The sequence below is a fragment of the Streptomyces sp. NPDC017095 genome, from assembly GCF_044332325.1.
Lineage (GTDB): Bacteria > Actinomycetota > Actinomycetes > Streptomycetales > Streptomycetaceae > Streptomyces.
Map to the genome: position 1 here is coordinate 293,408 of NZ_JBIROU010000008.1, position 24,065 is coordinate 317,472.

At 73.6% G+C, this 24,065-nt stretch carries 18 protein-coding genes and 1 riboswitch; of the genes, 6 read left to right on the forward strand and 12 right to left on the reverse strand.

The window, feature by feature from the left end; all coding sequences use genetic code 11:
- Positions 1 to 333 precede the first annotated feature (333 nt).
- Entirely contained in the window at positions 334 to 3,255 is a 2,922-nt protein-coding gene (locus tag ACH4OA_RS18370) for a GNAT family N-acetyltransferase (protein ID WP_397946248.1), read from the reverse strand.
- Positions 3,256 to 3,431: 176 nt separating this feature from the next.
- Here ACH4OA_RS18370 and ACH4OA_RS18375 point away from each other — a divergent pair, with 176 nt between their 5' ends.
- Complete coding sequence (locus ACH4OA_RS18375; RefSeq protein WP_397969781.1) at positions 3,432 to 3,713, forward strand: HPr family phosphocarrier protein; 282 nt, start codon at positions 3,432 to 3,434, stop codon at positions 3,711 to 3,713.
- Between the two features lie 192 nt (positions 3,714 to 3,905).
- Here ACH4OA_RS18375 and ACH4OA_RS18380 read toward each other — a convergent pair whose 3' ends face one another.
- The 4 genes from ACH4OA_RS18380 to ACH4OA_RS18395 all read right to left on the reverse strand — a co-directional run bounded on the left by ACH4OA_RS18380 (position 3,906) and on the right by ACH4OA_RS18395 (position 8,737).
- A complete protein-coding gene (locus ACH4OA_RS18380) occupies positions 3,906 to 4,592 on the reverse strand; it encodes a GntR family transcriptional regulator (protein WP_365874014.1) in 687 nt (228 codons plus the stop codon).
- Between the two features lie 198 nt (positions 4,593 to 4,790).
- Complete coding sequence (locus ACH4OA_RS18385) at positions 4,791 to 5,546, reverse strand: M23 family metallopeptidase (RefSeq protein WP_365874016.1); 756 nt, start codon at positions 5,544 to 5,546, stop codon at positions 4,791 to 4,793.
- Between the two features lie 12 nt (positions 5,547 to 5,558).
- Positions 5,559 to 5,710: riboswitch (cyclic di-AMP (ydaO/yuaA leader) on the reverse strand.
- A gap of 238 nt (positions 5,711 to 5,948) precedes the next feature.
- Positions 5,949 to 7,337: a M16 family metallopeptidase gene (locus tag ACH4OA_RS18390; RefSeq protein ID WP_397938948.1), complete on the reverse strand. Its 1,389-nt coding sequence runs from the start codon at positions 7,335 to 7,337 to the stop codon at positions 5,949 to 5,951.
- The gene (locus ACH4OA_RS18395) at positions 7,334 to 8,737 is read right to left on the reverse strand and encodes a pitrilysin family protein (protein WP_365874020.1); all 1,404 of its coding nucleotides are present in this window, start codon (positions 8,735 to 8,737) and stop codon (positions 7,334 to 7,336) included. The genes ACH4OA_RS18390 and ACH4OA_RS18395 overlap by 4 nt, the downstream gene beginning before the upstream one ends.
- Before the next feature lie 328 nt (positions 8,738 to 9,065).
- Between ACH4OA_RS18395 and ACH4OA_RS18400 the strand changes: the two genes are divergently transcribed.
- Positions 9,066 to 11,522 (forward strand): DNA topoisomerase (ATP-hydrolyzing) subunit A, encoded by a 2,457-nt coding sequence (locus tag ACH4OA_RS18400; RefSeq protein ID WP_397969783.1) that lies wholly within the window; start codon positions 9,066 to 9,068, stop codon positions 11,520 to 11,522.
- A 182-nt stretch (positions 11,523 to 11,704) separates the two neighbouring features.
- Here the strand turns inward: ACH4OA_RS18400 and ACH4OA_RS18405 are convergent, their stop codons facing one another.
- A complete protein-coding gene (locus ACH4OA_RS18405) occupies positions 11,705 to 12,787 on the reverse strand; it encodes a CobW family GTP-binding protein (RefSeq protein WP_397969839.1) in 1,083 nt (360 codons plus the stop codon).
- Between the two features lie 168 nt (positions 12,788 to 12,955).
- The gene (locus ACH4OA_RS18410) at positions 12,956 to 14,122 is read right to left on the reverse strand and encodes a citrate synthase (RefSeq protein ID WP_397969785.1); all 1,167 of its coding nucleotides are present in this window, start codon (positions 14,120 to 14,122) and stop codon (positions 12,956 to 12,958) included.
- A gap of 115 nt (positions 14,123 to 14,237) precedes the next feature.
- On the opposite strand from ACH4OA_RS18410, the gene ACH4OA_RS18415 reads away from it, so the two are divergent.
- The 4 genes from ACH4OA_RS18415 to ACH4OA_RS18430 all read left to right on the forward strand — a co-directional run bounded on the left by ACH4OA_RS18415 (position 14,238) and on the right by ACH4OA_RS18430 (position 18,990).
- Positions 14,238 to 15,533, forward strand: coding sequence for a citrate/2-methylcitrate synthase (locus ACH4OA_RS18415; RefSeq protein WP_397969787.1), 1,296 nt, complete (start codon positions 14,238 to 14,240; stop codon positions 15,531 to 15,533).
- A gap of 71 nt (positions 15,534 to 15,604) precedes the next feature.
- A complete protein-coding gene (locus ACH4OA_RS18420) occupies positions 15,605 to 16,546 on the forward strand; it encodes a sucrase ferredoxin (RefSeq protein ID WP_365874028.1) in 942 nt (313 codons plus the stop codon).
- A 99-nt stretch (positions 16,547 to 16,645) separates the two neighbouring features.
- Positions 16,646 to 18,319 (forward strand): ATP-binding protein, encoded by a 1,674-nt coding sequence (locus tag ACH4OA_RS18425; RefSeq protein WP_397969789.1) that lies wholly within the window; start codon positions 16,646 to 16,648, stop codon positions 18,317 to 18,319.
- Positions 18,316 to 18,990, forward strand: a complete 675-nt coding sequence (locus ACH4OA_RS18430) for a response regulator (RefSeq protein ID WP_397943288.1) — start codon at positions 18,316 to 18,318, stop codon at positions 18,988 to 18,990. The genes ACH4OA_RS18425 and ACH4OA_RS18430 overlap by 4 nt, the downstream gene beginning before the upstream one ends.
- Positions 18,991 to 19,021: 31 nt before the next feature.
- Here ACH4OA_RS18430 and ACH4OA_RS18435 read toward each other — a convergent pair whose 3' ends face one another.
- The 5 genes from ACH4OA_RS18435 to ACH4OA_RS18455 all read right to left on the reverse strand — a co-directional run bounded on the left by ACH4OA_RS18435 (position 19,022) and on the right by ACH4OA_RS18455 (position 23,596).
- The gene (locus tag ACH4OA_RS18435; RefSeq protein WP_397969791.1) at positions 19,022 to 20,617 is read right to left on the reverse strand and encodes a cation acetate symporter; all 1,596 of its coding nucleotides are present in this window, start codon (positions 20,615 to 20,617) and stop codon (positions 19,022 to 19,024) included.
- A complete protein-coding gene (locus tag ACH4OA_RS18440; protein ID WP_365874036.1) occupies positions 20,614 to 21,171 on the reverse strand; it encodes a DUF485 domain-containing protein in 558 nt (185 codons plus the stop codon). The genes ACH4OA_RS18435 and ACH4OA_RS18440 overlap by 4 nt, the downstream gene beginning before the upstream one ends.
- Before the next feature lie 69 nt (positions 21,172 to 21,240).
- Entirely contained in the window at positions 21,241 to 21,930 is a 690-nt protein-coding gene (locus ACH4OA_RS18445) for a response regulator (protein WP_397969793.1), read from the reverse strand.
- Positions 21,927 to 23,078, reverse strand: coding sequence for a sensor histidine kinase (locus ACH4OA_RS18450; protein ID WP_397946238.1), 1,152 nt, complete (start codon positions 23,076 to 23,078; stop codon positions 21,927 to 21,929). Before ACH4OA_RS18450 ends, ACH4OA_RS18445 begins: the two co-directional genes overlap by 4 nt.
- Positions 23,075 to 23,596, reverse strand: a complete 522-nt coding sequence (locus ACH4OA_RS18455) for a DUF1453 domain-containing protein (RefSeq protein ID WP_397969795.1) — start codon at positions 23,594 to 23,596, stop codon at positions 23,075 to 23,077. The genes ACH4OA_RS18450 and ACH4OA_RS18455 overlap by 4 nt, the downstream gene beginning before the upstream one ends.
- Positions 23,597 to 24,065: the final 469 nt, after the last annotated feature.

Genomic DNA, 24,065 nt, shown 5'->3' on the forward strand with positions numbered 1-24,065 from the left:
CCGGCTGGCCGGGGCCCGGCCGCCGTCATGATGGCCGGCGCCCGATCGACGGGCACGCCGTGATCGGCGCCACTCGGATCACGACGGCCGGGACCCGGATTCGGGCACGGTGGCCGCCGTCCGCCTGGGCGGCCGGTGCCCGCCTCCGGGCACGGTGGCCGGTGCCGCCCGGACGGCCGGGGTCCGGCTTCCGTTACGACGGTCCGTGCCGCCCTGGCGGTCGGTGTCCGGCCGCCAGGGCGGCACGGCCGGTGGCCGCATCGGGCGCGGGGTTTCCCTGGGCGGAGGGACGTAGGCGGCGGGCGGTGATGGCCGCGTGTCCCGCTCCCCCGTTCAGTAGACCGGCATCGTGCGTGGACCGAGGTCGTCGCGGGCGGGCGGGGGTGCGAGCCGTACCGAGGCGCCGAGGACGCTCACGCCGTGCGGCGCGACGACGACCGGCTCCAGGGTGACCGCGACCACCTCCGGGTGGTCGTCGACCAGCCGGGACACCCGCAGCAGCAGCTCCTCCAGGGCCGGGGTGTCGACGGGCGTGGAGCCGCGCCAGCCGAACAGCAGCGGGGCCGTGCGGATCGAGCGCACCAGCGAGGTCGCCTCCCGGTCGGTGACCGGGATCAGCCGGTGGGCCATGTCGCCGAGGAGCTGGGAGGCCGCACCGGCCAGGCCGAAGGACAGCACGGCACCGGCGGCCGGATCGATCACCGCGCGCACGACGGTGTCGACGCCCCGGGGCGCCATCGCCTGCACCACCGGCCGTACCTCCTCGGGCTGCCCGAACAGCTCGGTCAGCTCGGCGTACGCCCGCAGCAGCTGCTCCTCGTCGGCGAGGTCCAGGCGGACGCCGCCCAGGTCGGCGCGGTGTCTGAGGTGCGGGGCGGTGGCCTTGAGGGCCACCGGGTAGCCGAGCGCGCGGGCGGCTTCGGCGGCGGTGTCCGGGGTGGGCGCGGGCAGGGCGCGGCGCACCGGGATGCCGTAGGCGCCGAGCAGCCGGCCGGTCTGCGCGGCCGAGAGGGTGAGCCCCTGTCCGCGCGCGAGCAGCTCGCCGATCAGCCGGGCGGCGCCCTTCTCGTCGATGTCGTCGAACTCCGGCACCCGGCCGGGATCGGCCGCCTCCCGCCGCCACTGCGCGTACTTCACGGCTTCGGAGAGCGCCCGGACGGCGCGTTCGGCGGCGGGGTAGGCCGGGATGAGGTGGGTGCCCTCGGGCGGGGAGCCGTGGGGCGGCCGTACCGCTCCGGTGCCCGCTCCGGTGGCCGGCCGGTCGGGTAGCGCGGTGGTCGGCCGTGCGGCGGGCCGATCGGGCAGCGCGGTGGACGGCCGGGCGGCGGGGCGGAACGGCGGGGTGCCGCTCCCGGTGGCGGGCGCCTTGTCGGCGGCCCCCGGTGCCGTGCTCGTCGCGGCCGACAGCGCTTCCGCCAGCCCGCCCAGTTCCACATGCACCACCAGCACCGGCTTGCCCGGGACCGCGGCCGCGGCCGACCGCAGCGCCTCCGCCAGCTCCGCGTCCCCCGGCGACCCTTCGCCGATCGCGGGTATCGCCGTCACCACGACGGAGTCGCACGTGTCGTCGGCCAGCGCCGCGGCGAGCGCCCGGTGGAAGTCCTCCGGTGTCGCTCCGGTGGTCAGGTCCACCGGCCGCCCCGGCCGCAGTCCTTCGGCCAGACACCGGTCGTACGTCAGCACGCCCAGCGACTCCGAGTTGCCGAGGATGGCCACGCGCGGCCCCGCCGGCAGCGGCTGCCTGGCGAGCAGCAGGCCCGCGTCGACCAGCTCGGTGATGGTGTCGACCCGGATGACGCCGGCCTGCCGCAGCAGCGCGGACACCGTCGCGTGCGGCAGCCGGGTGGCGCGCACTGCGTGGCCCGGCGGGGCGGTGCCGGTGCCCTGGACGACGACGAGCGGTTTGGCGGCGGCCGTGCGCCGGGCGAGCCGGGTGAACTTGCGGGGGTTGCCGATGGATTCCAGGTACATGAGGACGACGTCGGTGTCCGGGTCGTCGTACCAGTACTGGAGGACGTCGTTGCCGGAGACGTCGGCGCGGTTGCCGGCGGACACGAACGTGGAGACGCCCGTGACCCCGGTCACGCCGCCGCCGCGCCGGTGCAGCCGGGACAGCAGGGCGATGCCGATGGCGCCGGACTGGGCGAAGAGCCCGATGCGGCCGGGCCGGGGCGGCTCGGGGGCGAGCGAGGCGTTCAGCCGGACGCCGGGGGCGGTGTTGATGATCCCGAAGGCGTTCGGGCCGATGATGCGCATGCCGTACGCGCGCGCGGCCCGGACCAGGGCCCGCTGCCGTTCGCGGCCCTCGGGTCCGCTCTCGGCGTACCCGGCGGAGAGCACGACCAGTCCCTGGACGCCGCTCTCGCCGCACTCGGCGACCGCGGCGGGCACGTGCTCGGCCGGTACGGCGACGACGGCGAGGTCCACATGCCCGTCGATGTCGCGCACCGAGCGGTACGCGGGCACGCCGTCGATCTCCTTGAGGTCCGCGGGGAACGCCTTGTTCACGGCGTGCAGCGGGCCCGGGTAGCCGGCCGCGCGGAGGTTGCCGAGCAGGCTGCGGCCCACGCCGCCCGGGGCGCGGCCGACGCCGACGACCGCGACCGAGCCGGGCGCGAGCAGCCGGCGCACCGAGCGGGCCTCGGCGCGCTGTTCCCGGGCGTGCTGCACGGCCACGGAGCGGTCGGTGGGTTCGAGGTCGAACTCCAGGCGGACGACGCCGTCCTCGAAGCTGCGCTGCTGTGTGTAGCCGGCGTCCGTGAACACCTTGATCATCTTGGTGTTGGCGGGCAGCACCTCGGCGGCGAAGCGGCGGATGCCGCGCTCGCGCGCGACGGCCGCGATGTGCTCCAGGAGGGCGGAGGCGACCCCGCGGCCCTGGTGGGCGTCCTGCACCAGGAAGGCGACCTCGGCCTCGTCGGCGGGCGCCGGGGCGGGCAGGCCGGCGGCGCCGATGCGGTCGTAGCGTACGGTGGCGATGAACTCGCCGCCGATGGTGGCCGCGAGCCCCACCCGGTCCACGAAGTCGTGGTGCGTGAAGCGGTGGACGTCCTTGGCGGAGAGCCGCGGGTACGGCGCGAAGAAGCGGTAGTACTTCGACTCGTCCGAGACCTGCTCGTAGAAGCTGACCAGGCGGTCGGCGTCATCGACGGTGATGGGCCTGATGCGCGCGGTGCCACCGTCGCGCAGCACCACGTCCGCCTCCCAGTGGGCGGGGTAGTGGTGCCGGTCCTGCCGGTCCGCCGAGGTCTGCATGGGCCCCAGAGTACGGCTCGTGTACGACAATGGCGCGAGGCAGTCCGTGGGGGCGGAACGCCGGACCGAGGCCGCGGTCCGGAGCCGCACCGGGGCGGGACACGGGTCCCCTCCGGGCATGCTTCACGATATGGGAAACTGGTCTAGACAACCTGAACACCGAAGGGCAGCAACACATGGCTGAGCGCCGCGTCAACGTCGGCTGGGCCGAGGGCCTTCACGCCCGCCCCGCCTCCATCTTCGTCCGAGCCGCCACGGCCACAGGCGTCCCGGTGACGATCGCCAAGGCCGGGGGCAACCCCGTCAACGCGGCCTCCATGCTGGCCGTCCTGGGTCTGGGCGCCCAGGGTGGCGAGGAGATCGTCCTCACCTCCGACGCCGAGGGCGCGGACGCCGCCCTGGACCGTCTGGCCAAGCTGGTCGCCGAGGGCCTGGACGAGCTGCCCGAGACGGTCTGACCGTCCGCGCACCGAGGCGGAGCAATACCGGAAGCCGTGCCGTCCGCACCGGATGGCGCGGCTTCCGCGTTTTCCCGGCCGCATTTCCGCCCGGCGCCCGGACGGCCGGTGCCGAGTAATTCCCGGCACCGGGAAAACGGCAGCGGAAAATACCCGCCACCGAATAGCTCTTCTTTGTATACGGTGCCCGTGTTAAAGCCGCAGACCCGATACGTTTACGGCATGTTGCGAAGTCCTCACCCGGTCCCCGGCACGAGTGGAACGCAGCCGGTGCGCGCCCGTGGCCCGCTCGGCGTGCAGCGCCGTCAGCGCCCGCGCGCGCTCGCCGTCCCCGCGCGCCACGGCGTCCACGATGGCGCCGTGCTCCGCCCAGGTCTCCGCCGGGCTCACCGGGGGCTCCACCGTGTACATCCACGCGATCTTGTGCCGCAGCTGGGTCAGCACCGCGGTCAGCGACGGGCTGCCGGACGCCTGCGCCAGGGTCTCGTGGAACCAGCCGCCCAGCGCGCGCAGATCCTCGCTGTGCCCCCTCCTGGCCCGCTCCTGGCCCAGCCGGACCAGGCCGCGCAGCACCTTCAGATGGGCCTCGGTGCGCCGCTGGGCGGCCCGCGCGGCGCCCAGCGGCTCCAGCAGCGTCCGCATCTCCAGCACGTCGGCGGCCTCCTGCTCGGTCGGCTCGGCCACGCACGCGCCCGCGTGCCGGCGCGTCACCACGAAGCCCTCGGCCTCCAGGGTGCGCAGCGCCTCGCGGACGGGGACGCGGGAGACGCCGTAGCGGCGGGCCAGGACTTCCTCGGTGAGGCGGCTGCCGCGCTCGTAGACACCGGCGACGATATCGTCCCGGACAGCGGTGCACACCGAGTGCGCCGGAATACGCATGACCGACCTCCGCCTTAATCCCCGTGAAACGCCGACGATGGACGCGTGTTCCGTGACTCTATGACAATGAGCCGGAATTTCCGACGGCGGGTCGTAATTCATGGATATTTTTTGGTCAGCGGGCCCGGCGGACAGCACGGAATACGGCGAAAGCCCCGGCTCGGAGAGCCGGGGCTGGGAAGGACCGCGCGGGACGCGTCAGATGTGCACGCCGTGGCCGCGGAGGTAGGCGACGGGGTCGACGTCGGAGCCGTACTCGGGAGTCGTGCGCGCCTCGAAGTGCAGGTGCGGCCCGGTGACGTTGCCGGTGGCGCCGGACAGGCCGATCTGCTGGCCCGGGACGACCTGCTGGCCCACGGTGACGCCGATGGACGACAGGTGCCCGTACTGCGTGTACATGCCGTCGGCCATCCGGATCACGATCTGGTTGCCGTAGGCGCCGCCCCAGCCCGTGGAGACGACCGTGCCGGAGCCCACCGCGTGGACGGCCGTGCCGCTGGCCGCGTGGAAGTCGATGCCGGTGTGCGAACCGGAGGACCACAGGGAGCTGCTGGCCCGGTAGGCCGTGGAGACGTAGGAGTGCGCGATGGGGGCGACGAAGGTGTTCAGCCGCTTGCGCTCGGCCTCGCGGGCGGCACGGGCCTTGGCCTGGCGCACCTCCTCGGCCCGCTTGGCGGCGGCCTTCGCGGCGGCCTCCTCGGCCGCCTTCCGCTCGGCGGCCTGCTGCTGCGCGGTGGCCTGGGCGTCGATCAGGCCGGCGACGTCCTCGGTCGCGGCGAGGACCGGGGTGAGGCCGGTCTGGTCCGCGGGGTTCCCGGCGGCGACCGCCGGGGAGGCGGCGAGGGAGCCGAGCACGCCCGTGGTGGTCAGGGCCGCGACGCCGGCCGCCTGCGCGGTGGTCCGCTTGACCCGGCCGGGCTTGCGGTGCTTGCCGGTGGCGCACATGAACGCCATGTGGTGGCTGGTCCTTTCCTTCCCTCTCGCCTACCGGGTTAGCTGACGGGTTCGGAGCAGGAAGGTCTCCTACGGGCCCCCTCGCGGGCGCCCGATTCACCCCAGGGACGTGGGTCCCCGGCTCCCCTGGCTCGCGCCGTACGGGGACTCGGCGATGACTGTCCGGTGCCGCGGGTGCGGCGCACTGCCTGACGAACAGCCCAGGTGACGCTACGGCGGCCCGCTTTCCCACCTCAAACGAATCCGGCTTTTTGTAGCGCATCCCACAGGGCAGACAGGCAACCTCCGCCCCAAAACGGGCACCTGAGGGAGCGAGTGGAACAGTGGAGGCCCTGACGGCCGGTGCACCGTCAGGGCCCCCATGCGCGCTTGCAGTGCCCGCCGCGTACGCCGTGCGGGGCGCTACTCGGCCGACACCACCGTCACTTCACCGATGCCGAGCGCCTCGACCGGTGCCTTGATCTGGGCGGCGTCGCCGACCAGGACGGTCACCAGCCGGTCCACCGGGAAGGCGTTCACGACGGCCGCGGTGGCCTCCACGGTGCCCGTGGCGGCCAACTGCCGGTACAGCGTCGCCTGGAAGTCGTCGGGCAGGTGCTGCTCGACCTGGTCGGCCAGCGTGCTGGCGACGGCCGCCGCGGTCTCGTACTTCAGCGGCGCCACCCCGACCAGGTTCTGTACGGCGACGTCCCGCTCGGCGTCGGTCAGGCCCTCCGCCGCGAGGGTGCGCAGCACCTTCCACAGGTCGTCCAGCGCGGGACCGGTGTTCGGCGTGTCCACGGAGCCGCTGATGGCGAGCATCGCGGCGCCCGTGCCGTCCGGCGCCGAGCGCAGGACCTGGCCGAAGGAGCGCACGCCGTAGGTGTAGCCCTTCTCCTCGCGCAGGACACGGTCCAGACGGGAGGTGAGGGTGCCGCCCAGGCAGTACGTGCCGAGCACCTGCGCGGGCCACACCCGGTCGTGCCGGTCGGGGCCGATCCGGCCGATGAGCAACTGCGTCTGCACGGCGCCGGGCCGGTCCACGATGACCACGCGCCCGGTGTCGTCGGCGGTCACCGGCGGCACCGGCCGGGGCTCGCCCGGCGTGCCGGTCCAGGTGCCGAGGGTGTCGTCGAGCAGCGCGTCCAGGTCGATGCCGGTCAGGTCGCCGACGACCACCACGGTGCCCGTGGCGGGCCGCACATGCCGGTCGTAGAAGGCGCGTACGGCCCCGGCGTCGATCTTCGCGACCGTCTCCTCGGTGCCCTGGCGCGGCCGGGACATCCGGGAAGCCGCCGGGAACAGCTCCCTGGAGAGCTCCTTGGCGGCCCGGCGGGAGGGGTTGGCCAGCTCGTGCGGGATCTCGTCCAGGCGGTTGCGGACGAGGCGCTCGACCTCGCTCTCGGCGAACGCGGGCGCGCGCAGGGCGTCGGCGAGCAGTCCGAGGCCCTTGGCCAGGCGGGAGGCCGGGACCTCCAGGCTGATCCGCACTCCGGGGTGGTCGGCGTGCGCGTCCAGGGTGGCGCCCGCACGCTCCAGCTCCGCGGCGAAGTCCTCGGCGGAGTGCTTGTCGGTGCCCTCGGAGAAGGCCCGCGCCATGATCGTGGCGACACCGTCCAGGCCGGCCGGCTCGGCCTCCAGCGGCGCGTCCAGCAGCACCTCCACGGCGACGACCTGCTGGCCGGGGCGGTGGCAGCGCAGCACGGTCAGGCCGTTGCCGAGCGCGGCGCGCTCGGGGGCCGGGAACGCCCAGGGCCTGGCGTCACCGGGCTGCGGCTGGGGGTGGAACTCCATGGTGGCGAGTTCGGTCACTGGGCCGTCTCCTCGTTCTCGGTCTCGTCGCGGGCCGCCTCTACGGTCGCTTCCTGCTCCGGGTCCTCGGGGATCCCGGTGTCCTCGACGGCCTCCGGGGACTTCGGCTCGTAGACGAGGACGGCGCGGTTGTCGGGCCGCAGGCGGGCCTTGGCGACCTCCTGGACCTCCTCCGGGGTCACCTCCAGGACGCGCTGGACGGCGGTCAGGGCGAGCTGGGGGTCGCCGAACAGGACGGCGAACCGGCACAGTTCGTCGGCGCGGCCGGCGACCGTGCCGAGCCGGTCCAGCCACTCGCGCTCCAGCTGGGCCTGGGCGCGCTCCATCTCCTCGGGCGTCGGGCCCTCGGCGGCGAACCGGGCCAGCTCCTCGTCGATGGCGGCCTCGATCACCGGCACCTCGACGTCACCGGAGGTCTTCACGTCCAGCCAGCCCATGGAGGGCGCGCCGGCCAGCCGCAGCAGCCCGAAGCCGGCGGCCACGGCCGTACGGTCGCGGCGCACCAGGCGGTTGTACAGGCGGGAGGACTCGCCGCCGCCGAGGACGGTCAGGGCGAGGTCGGCCGCGTCGCACGCGCGCGTGCCGTCGTGCGGGAGCCGGTAGGCGGCCATCAGGGCGCGCGCCGGCACCTCCTCCACGACGACCTCGCGCAGCTGCTCGCCGATGACGTCCGGCAGGGAGCCGTCGCGGGGCGCGGGCTTGCCGTCGTGGGACGCGATGGAGCCGAAGTACTTCTCGACCCAGGCGAGGGTCTGCTCGGGGTCGATGTCGCCGACCACGGAGAGCACCGCGTTGTTCGGCGCGTAGTAGGTGCGGAAGAACTGGCGGGCGTCCTCCAGGGTGGCCGCGTCCAGGTCCGCCATGGACCCGATCGGCGTGTGGTGGTACGGGTGGCCCTCCGGGTACGAGGCCGCGGTCAGCCTCTCGAAGGCGGTGCCGTAGGGCACGTTGTCGTAGCGCTGGCGGCGCTCGTTCTTGACGACGTCCCGCTGGTTCTCCATGGACTCCTCGTCCAGGGCGGCCAGCAGCGAGCCCATGCGGTCGGCCTCCAGCCAGAGCGCCAGCTCCAGCTGGTGGGCGGGCATGGTCTCGAAGTAGTTGGTGCGTTCGAAGCTGGTGGTGCCGTTCAGCGAGCCGCCGGCGCCCTGCACCAGCTCGAAGTGGCCGTTGCCCTTGACCTGCGCGGAGCCCTGGAACATCAGGTGCTCGAAGAGGTGGGCCAGGCCGGTGCGTCCCTTGACTTCGTGACGGGAGCCGACGTCGTACCAGAGGCAGACCGCCGCCACGGGGGTCAGGTGGTCCTCGGAGAGCACCACGCGCAGACCGTTGGCCAGGCGGTGCTCGGTCGCTGTCAGGCCCCCGGAGCCTGCCTCGGCTGTGGTCGTGTGACCCATGGGCATGTACGTCCCTTCGCGAGCGGAGGCGGTCGAAAGAAACCGCGGTGTTCCTGCCGTTCCTGCCACTGTATGCAAAGCGTGCGGGGCCCCGGCGAAGTTCCCGCGGCACGTACGCCGACAGCGGATCGCGCGCTTCCCGCCGGACGTGCGCGGCGGCGGATCGCGTAGCCTGCCTCGGACCCCGCCCCGGACGGTCTCCCGCCGCCAGGGCCGGGCCGCTCCCCGGAGCGGCCCGGGCCCCGCACCGGGTCGTGGCACGGCTTGTCAGTGCCTCGGTCCACAATGGTCGGCGTCAGATCCGTCCCACGCTTCAGCAAGGAGCCAGGCAGCGATGGCCCGCCGCAGCACCAAGACCCCGCCGCCCGACGATTCGTTCGAGGAGAGGATCCTCGACATCGACGTCGTGGACGAGATGCGTGGCTCCTACCTTGAATACGCCTATTCGGTCATCTACTCACGCGCCCTGCCCGACGCCCGTGACGGCCTCAAGCCGGTGCACCGCCGGATCGTCTACCAGATGAACGAGATGGGCCTGCGCCCCGAGCGCGGCTATGTGAAGTGCGCCCGGGTCGTCGGCGAGGTCATGGGCAAGCTGCACCCGCACGGCGACGCGTCGATCTACGACGCGCTGGTGCGCATGGCGCAGCCCTTCTCCATGCGCGTGCCGCTCGTCGACGGCCACGGCAACTTCGGTTCCCTGGGCAACGACGACCCGCCGGCCGCCATGCGGTACACCGAGTGCCGGATGGCCGAGGCGACGGGCCTGATGACCGAGTCGATCGACGAGGACACGGTCGACTTCGCCCCGAACTACGACGGCCAGGAGCAGGAGCCGGTGGCGCTGCCCGCCGCCTTCCCGAACCTGCTGGTCAACGGCGCCTCGGGCATCGCGGTCGGCATGGCCACGAACATGCCGCCGCACAACCTGCGCGAGGTCGTCGCCGCCGCCCGGCACCTGATCCGGCAGCCGAACGCCGACCTGGACGCGCTGATGAAGCACGTCCCGGGCCCCGACCTGCCCACCGGCGGCCGGATCGTCGGCCTGGACGGCATCCGGGACGCGTACGCGACCGGCCGCGGCACCTTCAAGATGCGCGCCACCGTCTCCATCGAGGACGTCACCGCGCGCCGCAAGGGCCTGGTCGTCACGGAACTGCCGTTCACGGTCGGCCCCGAGAAGGTCATCGCGAAGATCAAGGACCTGGTCAACGCGAAGAAGGTCCAGGGCATCGCCGACGTCAAGGACCTCACCGACCGCGAACACGGCCTGCGCCTGGTCATCGAGATCAAGAACGGCTTCGTGCCGGAGGCGATCCTGGAGCAGCTGTACAAGCTGACCCCGATGGAGGAGTCCTTCGGCATCAACAACGTCGCCCTGGTCGACGGCCAGCCGCTGACCCTGGGGCTGAAGGAGCTGCTGGAGGTCTATCTGGACCACCGCTTCACCGTGGTCCGGCGCCGCAGCGAGTTCCGCCGCGGCAAGCGGCGCGACCGGCTGCACCTGGTCGAGGGCCTGCTGACCGCGCTGGTCGACATCGACGAGGTCATCCGGATCATCCGGTCCAGCGAGAACTCCGCGCAGGCCAAGGAGCGCCTGATCGAGCGCTTCTCGCTGAGCGACGTGCAGACGCAGTACATCCTCGACACGCCGCTGCGCCGGCTCACCAAGTACGACCGGATCGAGCTGGAGGCGGAGAAGGAGAGGCTCACCGCGGAGATCGCGGAGCTGACCCGGATCCTGGAGTCGGACGCGGAGCTGCGCAAGCTGGTCTCCGCGGAACTGGCCGCCGTGGCGAAGAAGTTCGGCACCGACCGGCGCACGGTCCTGCTGGAGTCGGGGGCCGCTCCGGTGGCCGCCGTCCCGCTCCAGGTGGCCGACGACCCGTGCCGGGTGCTGCTGTCCTCCACCGGGCTGCTGGCCCGTACGGCGACCGACGAGCCGTTGCCGCGGGCGGGCGCCAAGCGGGTCAAGCACGATGTGATCGTGTCGGGGGTGCCGGCGACCGCGCGCGGGGTGATCGGCGCGGTGACCTCGGCGGGCCGGCTGCTGCGGATCAACGTGGTCGACCTGCCGCGGCTGCCCGAGCCGGTGACCGTGCCGAACCTCTCCGGAGGAGCCCCGCTCGCGGAGTTCGTCTCCCTGGACGACGACGAGACGGTGGTCTGCCTGACCACGCTGGACGAGTCGTCCCCGGGTCTGGCGCTGGGCACCGAGCAGGGTGTCGTCAAGCGGGTGGTGCCCGACTATCCGTCCAACAAGGACGAGTTGGAGGTCGTCACGCTCAAGGAGGGCGACCGGATCGTCGGCGCGATGGAGCTGCGCACCGGCGAGGAGGACCTGGTGTTCATCACGGACGACGCGCAGTTGCTGCGCTTCCAGGCGTCGATCGTCCGGCCCCAGGGCCGTCCGGCGGGCGGTATCGCGGGCATCAAGCTGACCGAGGGCGCGAAGGTGATCTCGTTCACGGCGGTCGACCCGGCCGCCGACGCGGTGGTGTTCACGGTGGCGGGCTCGCGCGGCACGCTGGACGACTCGGTGCAGACGACGGCCAAGCTGACCCCGTTCGACCAGTACCCGCGCAAGGGCCGGGCCACGGGTGGCGTGCGCTGCCAGCGGTTCCTGAAGGGCGAGGACTGCCTGTCGCTGGGCTGGGCGGGCCCGGCGCCCGCACGGGCGGCGCAGAAGAACGGCACTCCCGCGGAGCTGCCGGAACCGGACCCGCGCCGGGACGGCTCGGGCACGTCGCTCCCGAAGACGGTATCGGTGGTGGCGGGCCCGGTGCTGTGAGCACGGCCAGTGCTGTGAGCGGGCCGATCCTCTAGGGACGGCCGGTTGCCTGAGCGCGGCCGGGGCTTTGGGGGGTGGTCGGTGCTGGGGGCCGCCGGGGCTTCAGGGCGGCCGGGGCTTCGAGCCCCGGCCGTCCTTCGGGCCGGGGCGCCCGAGCGGGGTCGCGGCGGCCACGGCGGGGGCTAGACGGGCGGGTCCGGGTCCTCCAGGTCGGGTTCCGTCTCCTCCGAGCCCTGTACGTAGCGCAGGACGCCCCACATGCCGTGCTCGTCGGCGTGCGGGGTGTCGTTCTCGCACGCCTGGAGCTCCTTGCGGAGGGCGTCCGCGTCGATACCGGAGCCGATCAGCACGAGCTGGGTGAGCCGGTCGTCGCCGGCCGGCCAGGGCTCGGGGTAGAAGCGCAGGAACCGGCCGACGGCATGCACGGCGTAGCGGTGGAGCGGGTCGTACGGCCCGAAGCCGATGTACCCCTTGATCCGGTACAGCCCCTCCGGCCGGCTGTCCAGGAACCGCATGAGCCGGCGCGGTTCCAGGGGCACGGCGGAGGTGTAGGACAGGCTGTCGTAGCCGGAGTGCAGGTGGCCGGCCCGGTCGTGGCCCCCGTCTTCGTCCTCCTCGTGGTCGTGCAGGTCGTCGAAGGACAGCTGCCCGACGCGCTCCTCGCTCGGCCGGCAGTCGAAGAGCAACTCGGGATCGATCCGGCCGTAGGTGGCGGGGACGACGGCGGCGCGGTCGGCGAAGGAGCCGACGAGCCGCAGGACCCGACCGGGGTCGTCGGCGCGGTCCAGCTTGTTGACGACGACCAGGTCCGCGAGGGCGAGGTGCCGGTCGATCTCGGGATGCTTCGCGCGCGTGTCGTCGAACTCGGCGGCGTCGACCACCTCGACCAGACCGCCGTAGACGATCCCGGGATGCTCGCTGGCGAGGACCATGCGCACGAGTTCCCCCGGCTCGGCCAGCCCGCTGGCCTCGATGACGATCACGTCGACGCCGGTGGCGGGCGCGGCCAGCCGGTCCAGGTAGAGGTCGAGTTCGCTCGTGTCCACGGCACAGCACAGGCAGCCGTTGCCGAGCGAGACGGTGGAGTCGCCGAGGGCGCCCGCGACGGCCATCGCGTCGATCTCGATGGCGCCGAAGTCGTTCACGATCGCCCCGATGCGGCTGCCTCCGCTGCGGTGCAGCAGATGGTTGAGCAGCGTGGTCTTCCCGGAGCCCAGGAAACCGGCGAGCACGACGACCGGGATCTGCCGTGTGACGACCGGGATCTGCCGTGTGCTGCCGCTGTCTTCCGGACCGCTTTCCCAGCTGTTCCCCAACGGGCGACCTCTCTGACGTGACCAACGCGCACCGGCTCGCGTCGGCGGACGGGCAGGGCCGACGCGTCCAGGATACGAGCGGCCGGACACCCGCTCTCGTGCCCGCCGGGGCGTCCGTCACTCGGGCAGGGGCACCGCCGCGTGCGGTTCCGGACCCACGTACCGCGCCACCGGCCGGATGATCTTCGAGTCGGCCGCCTGCTCCAGGATGTTGGCGCTCCACCCCACCACCCGGGCCGCGGCGAAGGTGGGAGTGAACATCTCCCGGGGCAGACCGCACAGTTCCATGACCAGACCGGCGTAGAACTCGACGTTGGTGTGCAGTTCGCGGCCGGGCTTCAGCTCGGCGAGGATCGCCTCCACCCGGCGCTCGACCTCCACCGCGAAGCGCACCCGGGGCCCGCCGAAGCCGAGGGCGATCTCCCGCAGCATGCGGGAACGGGGGTCCTCGGTGCGGTAGACGGCGTGTCCGAAGCCCATGATCCGGTCGCCGGCGAGGACCCGTTCGCGGATCCAGGTGTCGATCCGGTCGGGGGTGCCTATCGCGTCCAGGGTGTCCAGGGCCCGGCTGGGCGCGCCTCCGTGCAGGGGTCCGGAGAGGGCTCCCACGGCGCCGGTCAGACAGGCCGCCACGTCCGCGCCGGTGGAGGCGATCACGCGCGCGGTGAAGGTGGACGCGTTGAATCCATGGTCAATGGTGGAGATCAGGTATTGCTCGACCGCACGGGCCCGCTCCCGATCCGGTTCCGAACCGGTCAACATGTACAGGTAGTTGGCCGCGTACGGGAGGTCTTCGCGCGGTTCCACCGGCTCCAGGCCCCGGCCGAGCCGGTACAGCGCGGTGAGCAGGGTGGGTACGGCCGCGCAGGCGGCCACGGTGTCGGCGCGCCGCTGGTCCGGGCCGAGGTCGTACACCGGCCGGAAGCCCCGCGCGGCGCCCAGCAGGGACAGGGCCGTGCGGAGTCCGGCCAGCGGTCCGGAGCGGTGCCCGGCCCCGGCGATCGCGGGCAGGGCCGCACGGACGCCGTCGGGCAGGCGGCGCAGAGCGGCGGTCTCGGCGGTGAAGGCGGCGCGCCGCCGCGTGCCGGGGAGCGTGCCGTGGACCAGCAGGTGCCAGACGTCCTCGAAGCCGCGGGTGCGGGCGAGGTCGACGGCCGGGTACTGGCGGTAGTGGTAGAAGCCCTCCCTGCCGCGGACGTCACCGACCTCGGTCTCGGTGACGACGACGCCCGCGAGACCGCGCGGGGCGTCGATGAGCGGAGTGGCGGCGTTGTTGACGGTCATGGTCGTCCTCCCTTGAACCTTGATCCGACTGTCCTTGCTTGACTGACTCCCTGTCAACATTGATTACATCAATGTGTAGCCGTCAATGTGTGCAGAGGCGGCTACGGTGGCCCCCATGCGCGATGACGACACCGCTCCCCACCGCCCCGGGCGCCGGCTGACCACGAAGGAGACCGCGGAACTGCTCGGTGTGAAGCCCGAGACGGTCTACGCGTACGTGAGCCGCGGCCTGCTCGGCAGCAGACGCGAGCCCGGCGGCCGGGCCAGCACCTTCGAGGCCGGGGAGGTGGAGGCGCTCGCCCGCCGCAACCGGCGCGAGGCCGCCGGCACTCCGGGCACCGGCGGCGACCTGTCCGTGCGCACCCGGATCACGCTGATCGAGCGCGACCGGTACTACTTCCGCGGCGTCGACGCCGTCGAACTGGCCGCCCGGCACTCCTACGAGGAGGTCGCGGAGTGGCTGTGGACCGGCCGGCTGATCCCGGGGGTGTCGTTCACCGCGCCCGAGGCCACCGTCCAGGTCGCCCGCCGCGCGGTGGACGCCCTGTCCGAGCACGCCTCCCCGGTCGACCGGCTGCGGGTGGCGGCGATCGCCGCGGCGGCGGAGGACCCGCTGCGCTTCGACCTGTCCGAGGAGGCCGTGCTGCACACGGCGCGCCTGCTCGTCCCCACCCTCGTCGCCGCGCTGCCGCCGGCCCTGCACACCCACCGGGACGAGGGTCCGCTGGCGCACCGCCTGTGGGGCCGGCTGACCGGCCGCCCGGCCGACGAGGCGTCGTTGCGCGTCCTGGACACCGCGCTGGCCCTGCTGGCCGATCACGACCTGGCCGCGTCCACGCTCGCCGTCCGGGTCGCCGCCTCCGCCCGGGCGCACGTGTACGCGGCCGTCTCGGCCGGGCTCGGCGTGCTGGAGGGCCCGCTGCACGGCGCGGCCAGCGGCCTGGCCCACCGGATGCTGCTGGACGTGCTCGACCAGGGCACCGCGGTCCCGGTGATCGCCGAGGAACTGCGCGCCGGCCGCCGCGTCCCCGGTCTCGGCCACCGGCTGTACGCGGGCGAGGATCCGCGCGCCCGGGCGCTGTTCGGCCTGCTGGAGCAGCTCCCGCGCGCGGAGTCCGCGCTGCTCGCCGCGCGTGACGTGGTCGCCACGGCCGCCCGGCACACCCCGCTGCACGCGAACGTGGACCTGGCCCTGGCGGTGTTCACCGCGTCCTGCGGCATGCCCGCCGCGGCCGGCGAGACGATCTTCGCCGTCGCCCGGACGGCGGGCTGGATCGCCCACGCCCTGGAGGAGTACGGCGAACGCCCGCTGCGCATGCGCCCCAGCGGCCACTACGTCGGTCCGCGCCCGCCGCAGCCCCTCCCCGACCAGGGACTCGCGCCGGACTCGGCCGCCGCCGGGCCGGCCTGACCGCACGAGAGGGCCGGGACACGGCCGGGGCCGGAAGTCACCGCACGGGCAGTCAGGTTAGGCTCACCTCTGTGAGTAGGTGTGCGACGGTCTCCCGGAGCCTCGACGAGCCGGTTTCCGGTACGGCTGCCACGGCGGCGACGTGGCTGCTGCTGGAACAGCCCGGCCCCTGGGGCGACAAGGCCCTCACGTCCAGTCACCTCGACCCCGCGCTGGGCCGGGCGCTGGAGGCCGCCGCCGACGGGACCGGCGTACGGATCGCGCTGATCCGGCGTCCCGGCCGCCATGCCGACCCCGGCCCGCCCCCGGTCCGGCAGGTGTACGCCGCGCACACCGTGCCCGGGCGGGTGTGGCTGCACAGCGCCGCCACCCGCGATCCGCGGCGCCTGCTCGACCTGGACTTCGCCGGCCTCGGGGCGGGCGACCACCGGTCCTTCGGCGCGGCGCTCGGCGGGCGGCCCCATCAGGGTGACCCGCTGGCGCTCGTGTGCACCAACGGCAAGCGCGACCGCTGCTGCGCGCTCCTCGGCCGTCCCCTCGCCACCGAGCTGGTCGCCTCCGGTGTGCGCGGTGTCTGGGAGGTCACCCATCTGGGTGGACATCGCTTCGCGCCCACGGTGCTCGTCCTGCCGTACGGCTACGCCTACGGCCGCGCCGAGGCGCACACCGTGAAGGAGGCCCTGCACGGTGTCCAGCAGGGGCGTGTGGTGGTCGAGGGCTGCCGGGGCTGCTCGGCGTGGGAGCGGCCCGGCCAGGCGGCGGAGCTGGCCGTCCGGACGGCCGCGGGCGAGTACCGGGCGGGTGTGCTGAGCGTCGTACGGACCGAGGGGACGGCCGCGCGCCGGGAGGTCACCGTCGCGCACGCCGACGGCCGCCGGTGGCGGGTCACCGTGGCGCAGGGCGCGTCACTGCCGCCCCGCGCGGAGAGCTGTGGCGCGGCGGTGCTCGGTTCGCCCGCGCGGATGGACGTGCTCGACGTGCGCGAGCTGCGGACGACGGCACTGGCGAGCTGACCCGGCACCGTCGCGCGTCAACATTGATCAACACTGGATCAAGAGATCCACTCCGGACCGGCTGGGGCGCTTCCGGCCGTCCCACGTACCGTCGTGGGTATGAGCCCCACTCCCCCCGTACGCCGTCTGCGCCTCGGCCTGCCCCGGCGGATGTTCTCGCAGGTGCTGCTGATGCAGGTGGCGATCGCCGCGGGGGTCGCGGTGCTCGCGACCGGGCTCTTCCTGGCCCCGCTGAGCAAGCAGCTGGACCAGGAGGCGATGCGCCGGGCGCTGGCCATCGCCGAGACCACCGCGCAGGATCCGCAGATCGCGCAGGGCGTGCGCGCCACCCGGCCGGACCGGAACGGTCCCGTGCAGCGGGAGGCGGAGCGGATCCGGCGGGCCACGCACGCCGAGTACATCGTGGTGCTGGACCGCGGCTGGGTGCGCTGGTCGCACCCCACGCCTGCGCAGATCGGTCGGCGGGTCTCCACCGACCCCTCCGACGCGCTCGCCGGCAAGGAGGTCATGGAGATCGACAACGGCACCCTGGGCCGCTCGGCACGCGGCAAGGTGCCGCTGTACGACGACGGCCACCGCATCGTCGGCGCCGTCTCGGTCGGCATCGCCTACGACAGTGTGCGGGCGCGGCTGATCAGCGCCATCCCGGGGCTGTTCGCGTACGCCGGCGGCGCGCTCGCGGTGGGCGCGCTGGCGGCCTGGCTGATCTCCCGCCGGGTCCAGCGGCAGACCCGGTACCTGGCCTTCTCCGACATCTCGGCGCTGCTCGCGGAGCGCGAGGCGATGCTGCACGGCATCAGGGAGGCGGTGGTGGCGCTGGACCGGGGCGGCCGCATCCGCCTGCTCAACGACGAGGCACGGCGCCTGCTGGGCGTCGGCGACGAGGCCGTGGGGCGGACACCGGACGAGGCGCTCGGCGCGGGCCGTACGACGGATGTGCTGGCCGGCCGGGTCAGCGGCACCGATCTGCTCACCGTGCGCGGCCAGCGCGTGCTGGTCGCCAACCGCATGCCCACCGGTGACGGCGGTGCCGTGGCCACCCTGCGCGACCGCACCGAACTGGAGCAGCTGGGACGCGAACTGGACTCCACGCGCGGCCTGATCGACGCGCTGCGCGCCCAGGACCACGAGCACGCCAACCGCATGCACACCCTGCTGGGGCTGCTGGAGCTGGAGATGTACGACGACGCCGTGGAGTTCGTCGGCGAGGTGGTCGGCGACCACCGGGCCACCGCCGAGCAGGTCACGGAGAAGATCCAGGACCCGCTGCTGGCCGCGCTGCTGGTCGGCAAGGCGACCGTGGCGGCCGAGCGCGGGGTCGTCCTGTGGGTCTCGGACCGTACCCGGCTCCCGGACCGGCTGGTCGATCCGCGGGGGCTGGTCACGATCGTGGGCAACCTCGTGGACAACGCCCTCGACGCGGCCGCGGGCACCCCGCACGCGCGCGTGGAGGCGGAGTTGCGCGCGCGGGGCCGCGCCGTCGTCCTCAGGGTGCGCGACTCGGGTCCCGGGGTCCCGGAGGACCGACGGGAGCTGATCTTCACGGAGGGCTGGTCCACCAAGAAGCCGCCCGCGCACGGCCGGCGGGGCATCGGGCTCTCCCTGGTGCGCCGGCTCGCCGAACGGCAGGGCGGGAGCGCGGTCGTGGGCCCCGCGGCGGGCGGCGGCGCGGAGTTCACCGTGGTCCTGCCGGAGGCGCTGACCGAGCCGGAACCGGCGGTGCCCGGACAGGCGCCCGGCGCCGCCTGCGTCGCCGTGGAGGAGGCCCGATGATCGAGGTCCTGGTCGTGGACGACGACACCCGCGTCGCCCGCGTCAACGCCGCCTACGTGGCGAAGGTGCCCGGCTTCCACGTGGCCGGCGAGGCGCACAGCGCGGCCGAGGCCCTGCGCCAGGTGGAGGCCCTGCCGCGGCTCGATCTCGTCCTGCTGGACCACTACCTGCCCGACGACACGGGTCTCGCGGTGGTCCGGGAGATGCGCCGGCGCGGCCACCAGGCCGACGTGATCATGGTGACGGCGGCGCGGGACGTGTCGACGGTGCAGGCGGCCATGCGGCAGGGCGCGTTGCAGTACCTGGTGAAGCCGTTCGCCTTCGCCGGTCTGCGGGCGAAGCTGGAGGCGTACGCCGAGCTGCGGCGCACCCTGGACGGCGGCGGCCAGGCGGAGCAGGCGGAGGTGGACCGGATCTTCGGCGCACTGTCCGCACCCTCGGAGCCCGGCCTGCCCAAGGGACACTCCCCTACGACGGCCGAACTGGTCCGCCAGGCGCTGCTGAACGCGGACCGCCCCCTGTCCGCCCAGGAGATCGCCGAGCGGACGGGGGTGAGCCGCCAGACCGCCCAGCGGTATCTGAAGCTGCTGGAGCGCACCGGCCGGGCCCGGCTGTCCCTCAAGTACGGCGACGCGGGCCGCCCGGAACACCGGTACGAGTGGGCGACCTGACCCCGGCCCGGTCCGGATGGTCGGACAGGTCCTAGGCGGCCCCGGCTCCGGTCAGCGCGCGCACTTCCGCCTCGGCGTACTTGGCCTCGTCCACGATCTCGCCCGAGGTCACCGTGCCCAGCCAGCCGGCGAGGAAGCCGAGCGGGATGGAGACGATGCCCGGGTTCTCCAGCGGGAAGTACTGGAAGTCGACGCCCGGGAACAGCGACTCCGGGCTGCCGGACACCACCGGGGACAGCAGGACGAGCGTGACCGCCGGCAGCAGCCCGCCGTAGACGGCCCACACCGCGCCCCGCGTGGTGAACCCACGCCAGAACAGCGAGTACAGCAGCACCGGCAGATTCGCCGACGCGGCGACCGCGAAGGCGAGGCCCACGAGGAAGGCGACGTTGAGATCGCGGGCCAGCAGACCGAGCGCGATCGCCACGGCACCGACGCCGACCGCCGCACACCGCGCCACCGCCACCTCACTGCGCGGGGCCCTGTCGCCGGAGCGGCGCAGCGTCGCGTACAGGTCATGGGCCACCGAGGCGGAGGAGGCGAGCGTGATGCCCGCGACCACGGCGAGGATCGTGGCGAACGCCACGGCGACGACCACCGCGAACAGGACGGTGCCGCCCGTGGAGCCCGGTCCGCCGCCCAGGTCGAGGGCGAGGAGGGGCACCGCGGTGTTCCCCGCCGCCTGGGACGCGCGTACGGCCCCCGGCCCCACCAGCGCCGCCGCGCCGAATCCGAGAACCATCGTCATCAGGGAGAAACCGCCGATCAGACCGATGGACCACACCACGGAGCGACGCGCGGCCCGCGCGGTCGGCACGGTGTGGAAACGGGACAGGATGTGCGGCAGGCCGGCCGTGCCCAGCACCAGCGCGAGACCCAGGCTGATGAAGTCCAGCCGGGCGGTCCAGGTCCCGCCGTACTTCAGCCCCGGCGCCAGGAACGCCCTCCCGTGGCCGCTGCGCTCCGCCGCGGTGATCAGCAGCCGGTCCACGTCGCCGTGGAAGCGCAGCAGCACCAGCACGGTCAGCAGGACCGTCCCGCCGAGCAGCAGGACCGCCTTGACGATCTGGACCCAGGTGGTGGCCCGCATCCCTGCCCACGACACATAGACCACCATGAGCGCGCCGACGCCCGTGACCGCCCAGACCTGGACCGCGCCGCTCGTCCGCCCGAGCAGCAGCGCCACCAGGCTGCCCGCGCCGACCATCTGCGCCACCAGATACAGCACGGACACCACGACCGAGGAGGCCCCCGCGGCGACCCGCACCGGACGCGCGCTCAGCCGCGCGGCCACCACGTCGGCCAGCGTGAACCGCCCGCAGTTGCGCACCAGTTCGGCGACCAGGAACAGGACGACCAGCCACCCGACGAGGAAGCCCACCCCGTACAGCAGCCCGTCGTACCCGTACAGCGCCACGAGTCCGGCGGTGCCGAGGAAGGAGGCGGCCGACATGTAGTCGCCCGCGATGGCAAAACCATTCTCTATCGGAGTGAACAGCCGCCCGCCGGTGTAGAACTCCTCCGCCGAACCGTGCCGCCTGCGGCTCACCCAGGCCGTGATCCCTAGGGTGAGCGCTACGAACCCGCCGCACAGCAGCAGGACCAGAGCCTGATGGTCGCCGGTCACCGGGCGCACCTCCGCGCTCCGCGGGTCAGTTCCTGGGTGGTCCAGCGCAGCTCCAGCGCGGCCGGGTCCCGGCGCAGCCGCGCATGCCGGGCGTAGGCCCAGGTGAGCAGGAACGTGGTGAGGAACTGCCCGAGCCCCGCGACCAACGCCACGTTCACCGCCCCCACCACGGGCCGGGCCATGAACCCGGGTGCGGCCGTCGCGGCGATCACATATCCCACGTACCAGGTCAGGAAGCCCGTGACTCCCGGGACCACGAACCGCCGGTACCTGCCGCGCACCTCCTGGAACGCCGCGCTGCGCTGCACCTCGACATACACGTCATCGACGCTCATCGCCGTCGCGGCGGACCCGAGGCGCGCGGGCGGCACGTCCGGCGCCGGTCCGCCGGCCCCGTCCGGTGTGCCCCAGCCCGTGGTCGGTTCGTCGTGCCACGGGTCCCGGCACGACCCGTGGCAGGAGTGCCCGTCGTGCTCCGCGTGCTCTTCCTGAGTCCCGTCCGCACTCTCGGGACCGTCTCCGGTGTGGTGGAGACGACCGTTGCTTGACTGCATGCCCAAGGATGGACAGAACGGGAAGATCTCTGACTTCTCTTCCTCGCGCTCTTCACCCCATCAGGTGATTCACCAGGTGGGCGGCCGCACCAGCCCCTTGCTATAGGCGTACCGCACGGCCTGGGCGCGGTCCTTGAGGCCCGCCTTGGCGAAGAGGTTGTTGATGTGCGTCTTCACGGTGGCCGCCGACACATGCAGCCGGTGGGCGATCTCCTGGTTGCTGAGCCCCTCGGCGATCAGCACCAGGACCTCGGTCTCCCGTGTGGTCAGCCCGTCGGGCGGCCGGCCGGCCACCGGTGCGGGCTCGGGCTCCGGCTGTGACAGCCGCTCCAGCAGCCGGCGCTGGACACTCGGTGACAGTCCCGCCTCTCCCGACAGCACGCTGTGCACGGCACGCACGATCTCGTCACCGCCCGCGTCCTTGGTCAGGTATCCCCGGGCGCCGGCCCGCAGCGCGGGGAACAGCGACTCGTCGTCCGCGTAGGTGGTGAGCACCACGACCTGGGTTGCGGGATAGCGGGTCCGGATCCTGCGGGTGGCCTCCACGCCGTCGCAGCGCGGCATCCGGAGGTCCATCAGGACGACGTCCGGCGCCAGTTCACCGGCCAGCCGCACCGCCTCCTCGCCGTCGCCCGCGGCTCCTACGACCTCCACGCCGGGCAGCAGTCCGAGCAGCATCACGATGCCCTCACGGACCACGGTCTGGTCATCGGCGACGACCACCCGCGCGGTCTTCGCCACCCTCTCCGGCTCCGTCATAGCGGCACCTTCAGCGTCACCATGAACCCTCCCTCGTCCGGTCCCGCGTCCAGCGAACCGCCCAGCAGTTCGGCGCGCTCCCGCATGCCCAGCAGACCGTACCCGCCGCCGGATCCGTCGAGTTCGCCCGGCCGCCCACCCGAGTCCCGCACGTCCAGCGTCACTTCCTGCTCTCCGTAGTCGAGCCGCACCTCCACTCTGGCGCCGTGGGCGTGCTTGCGGACGTTCGTCAGCGCCTCCTGCGCGACCCGCCGCACGGCCTGGGACGCTTCGGCCGGCAGCCGTCTGCGTTCACCTGTGACGGTGACCTCGGCTCCGTCAGCCGTGCTGACGAGTTCGCTCAGGAAGTCCTCCAGGGGAGTCAGCTCGCCCCGCAGCGCGGACAGCGCCTGCCGGGTCTCGGCGAGGCCGTCGCGGGCCATGCCCCGGGCGGCCACCACCCGCTCCAGAATCCGCCCCCGGTCCGCGCCCCTCTCGATCAACAGCCGGGCAGCCTCCAGGTGCACGAGCTGCGCCGAGAGGCTGTGCGCCAGCACGTCGTGGATCTCCCGTGCGATGCGGGCCCGCTCGGCCAGCGCCGCGGACTCGGCCTCGGCGGCACGTGCGGCACGCTCCTGGGCGAGCAGCCGCTGCGCGCTGCCCCGGGCTTCCGCGTCCAGCCGCAGCACGTACCCCGCGAGGGCCATGCCGGCCACGGTGGCGGCCGTGGTCAGCCAGACGTCGTTGGTGAACGCGGAGTACGAGGCCAGCGCCACCGACGCGACGGGGAGCGCGGCCCCGAGCGGCAGCCGCTCCAGCGCGCCGACTCCGCAGCCGCACCAGATGACCAGGGCCGGCCCTCTGAATCCCGTCGCCTCGGCCGCGACCGCGATGCCCAGGGGCACCCCCATGAGCGCCAGGGACGGCACCAGGCGGTGCCCGTAGGTCGTCCGGAAGAAGGCCCAGGAGACGAGAGCCGCGAGGATGACTCCCCCGACCGCGCCGAGCGCTTCCCAGAGGCCGACGTGCCGCTGGCTGAAAGCGGCCCACAGCAGCATGGCCAGCACCAGCAGGCGGACCACCCAGGCGAGCAGGCGCCGGGACCGGCTGATGCCCAGAGGGCCGAGCGCTTCGCGTGACGGCCAGCGTGTCCAGGCGTTCTCTGTCACACGGACTCCTTCCAGGCCGGCCGGCTGCCGGCACCGTACGCCGGGACGGGACCGCTCTCGCTGCCGAGGCTCCGGGCCCGCCAGGCCAGGACCGCACCACGCACCAGCAGCGTGCCGGCGAGGCCGAGCAGCAGTGCCGAGCTGTCCTGGTGCACACCGCGTAGGGCGCCGAGGGCGAAGACTCCGGCGCGCAGGGCTATGCCGACGATCCATACGGCGATGCTCGCCGTGGTGCTCTTGGCCCACACGGCGTCGTCCGGTGCCGTCCAGACCCGGGTGGTCCAGCCCCAGCCGGCGCCGGTGAGCAGGCCGATGAGCAGTTCGACCGCGAGCAGGACGGCGGATTCCACGCGGTGGTGGGCGTCGAGGACGCCGGGCTCGCGCAGCGCGACGACGGCGAGGACGACGGGCGGCAGCCACCAGCGCCGGTCGGCGTTGATTGCGTGCGCGCGGAACTGCCGCGTGATCACTAGGGCGACGACGGCCACGATCACCAGCGCGTTGACGAGCCCGGACATCGCAGCCTCCGTGAGCGGAAAGGTGAGGCCGGAGCGGGTGCATCCGGCACCTTCGAAACTACGGAGATCCGCAGGTCAGCGAATCGGATCCAGGGTGGATCACGGGTGGATCCGCGGAGCGGCCCGCCTCCACCCGCGGGTGGAGAGACGGTAGGGGGTGGATGAGGGGCTGAGCGAGGGGCGCGGGGTGGGGGCGCGGGACGCGCGGGGTGGGGGCGCGTGGGGCGTGGGGCGCTGTTGCGGCGAGGACGGTGCTGGGGCGTAGGCGGGCGCTCAGGCGCAGGCGGGGGCAGGGCCGTGGGCGGTGGCAGTGGGGCGGGTGGGGGCAGGGCCGGAGGACTCGGTGCGGCCGCACGTTGGCCGTCAGCGGTTGCCCGCCTTCCGCGTCAACCGCTCGGCAGGCTCAAGGGCCCTGCTGGCGGCAGGCCGCGGGCCCTGCTGGATATCCAGCAGGGCCCCGTCCTTCCCG

Excerpts from the sequence above, each read along its gene's own strand:
- ACH4OA_RS18395 (WP_365874020.1), bottom strand. The coding sequence starts at position 8,737 with ATGCCCATGGGTCACACGACCACAGCCGAGGCAGGCTCCGGGGGCCTG.
- ACH4OA_RS18410 (WP_397969785.1), bottom strand. The coding sequence starts at position 14,122 with ATGACCGTCAACAACGCCGCCACTCCGCTCATCGACGCCCCGCGCGGT.
- ACH4OA_RS18445 (WP_397969793.1), bottom strand. The coding sequence starts at position 21,930 with ATGACGGAGCCGGAGAGGGTGGCGAAGACCGCGCGGGTGGTCGTCGCC.
- ACH4OA_RS18415 (WP_397969787.1), top strand. The coding sequence starts at position 14,238 with ATGCGCGATGACGACACCGCTCCCCACCGCCCCGGGCGCCGGCTGACC.
- ACH4OA_RS18430 (WP_397943288.1), top strand. The coding sequence starts at position 18,316 with ATGATCGAGGTCCTGGTCGTGGACGACGACACCCGCGTCGCCCGCGTC.
- ACH4OA_RS18380 (WP_365874014.1), bottom strand. The coding sequence starts at position 4,592 with ATGCGTATTCCGGCGCACTCGGTGTGCACCGCTGTCCGGGACGATATC.
- ACH4OA_RS18400 (WP_397969783.1), top strand. The coding sequence starts at position 9,066 with ATGGCCCGCCGCAGCACCAAGACCCCGCCGCCCGACGATTCGTTCGAG.
- ACH4OA_RS18375 (WP_397969781.1), top strand. The coding sequence starts at position 3,432 with ATGGCTGAGCGCCGCGTCAACGTCGGCTGGGCCGAGGGCCTTCACGCC.
- ACH4OA_RS18385 (WP_365874016.1), bottom strand. The coding sequence starts at position 5,546 with ATGGCGTTCATGTGCGCCACCGGCAAGCACCGCAAGCCCGGCCGGGTC.
- ACH4OA_RS18425 (WP_397969789.1), top strand. The coding sequence starts at position 16,646 with ATGAGCCCCACTCCCCCCGTACGCCGTCTGCGCCTCGGCCTGCCCCGG.
- ACH4OA_RS18455 (WP_397969795.1), bottom strand. The coding sequence starts at position 23,596 with ATGTCCGGGCTCGTCAACGCGCTGGTGATCGTGGCCGTCGTCGCCCTA.
- ACH4OA_RS18440 (WP_365874036.1), bottom strand. The coding sequence starts at position 21,171 with ATGCAGTCAAGCAACGGTCGTCTCCACCACACCGGAGACGGTCCCGAG.
- ACH4OA_RS18370 (WP_397946248.1), bottom strand. The coding sequence starts at position 3,255 with ATGCAGACCTCGGCGGACCGGCAGGACCGGCACCACTACCCCGCCCAC.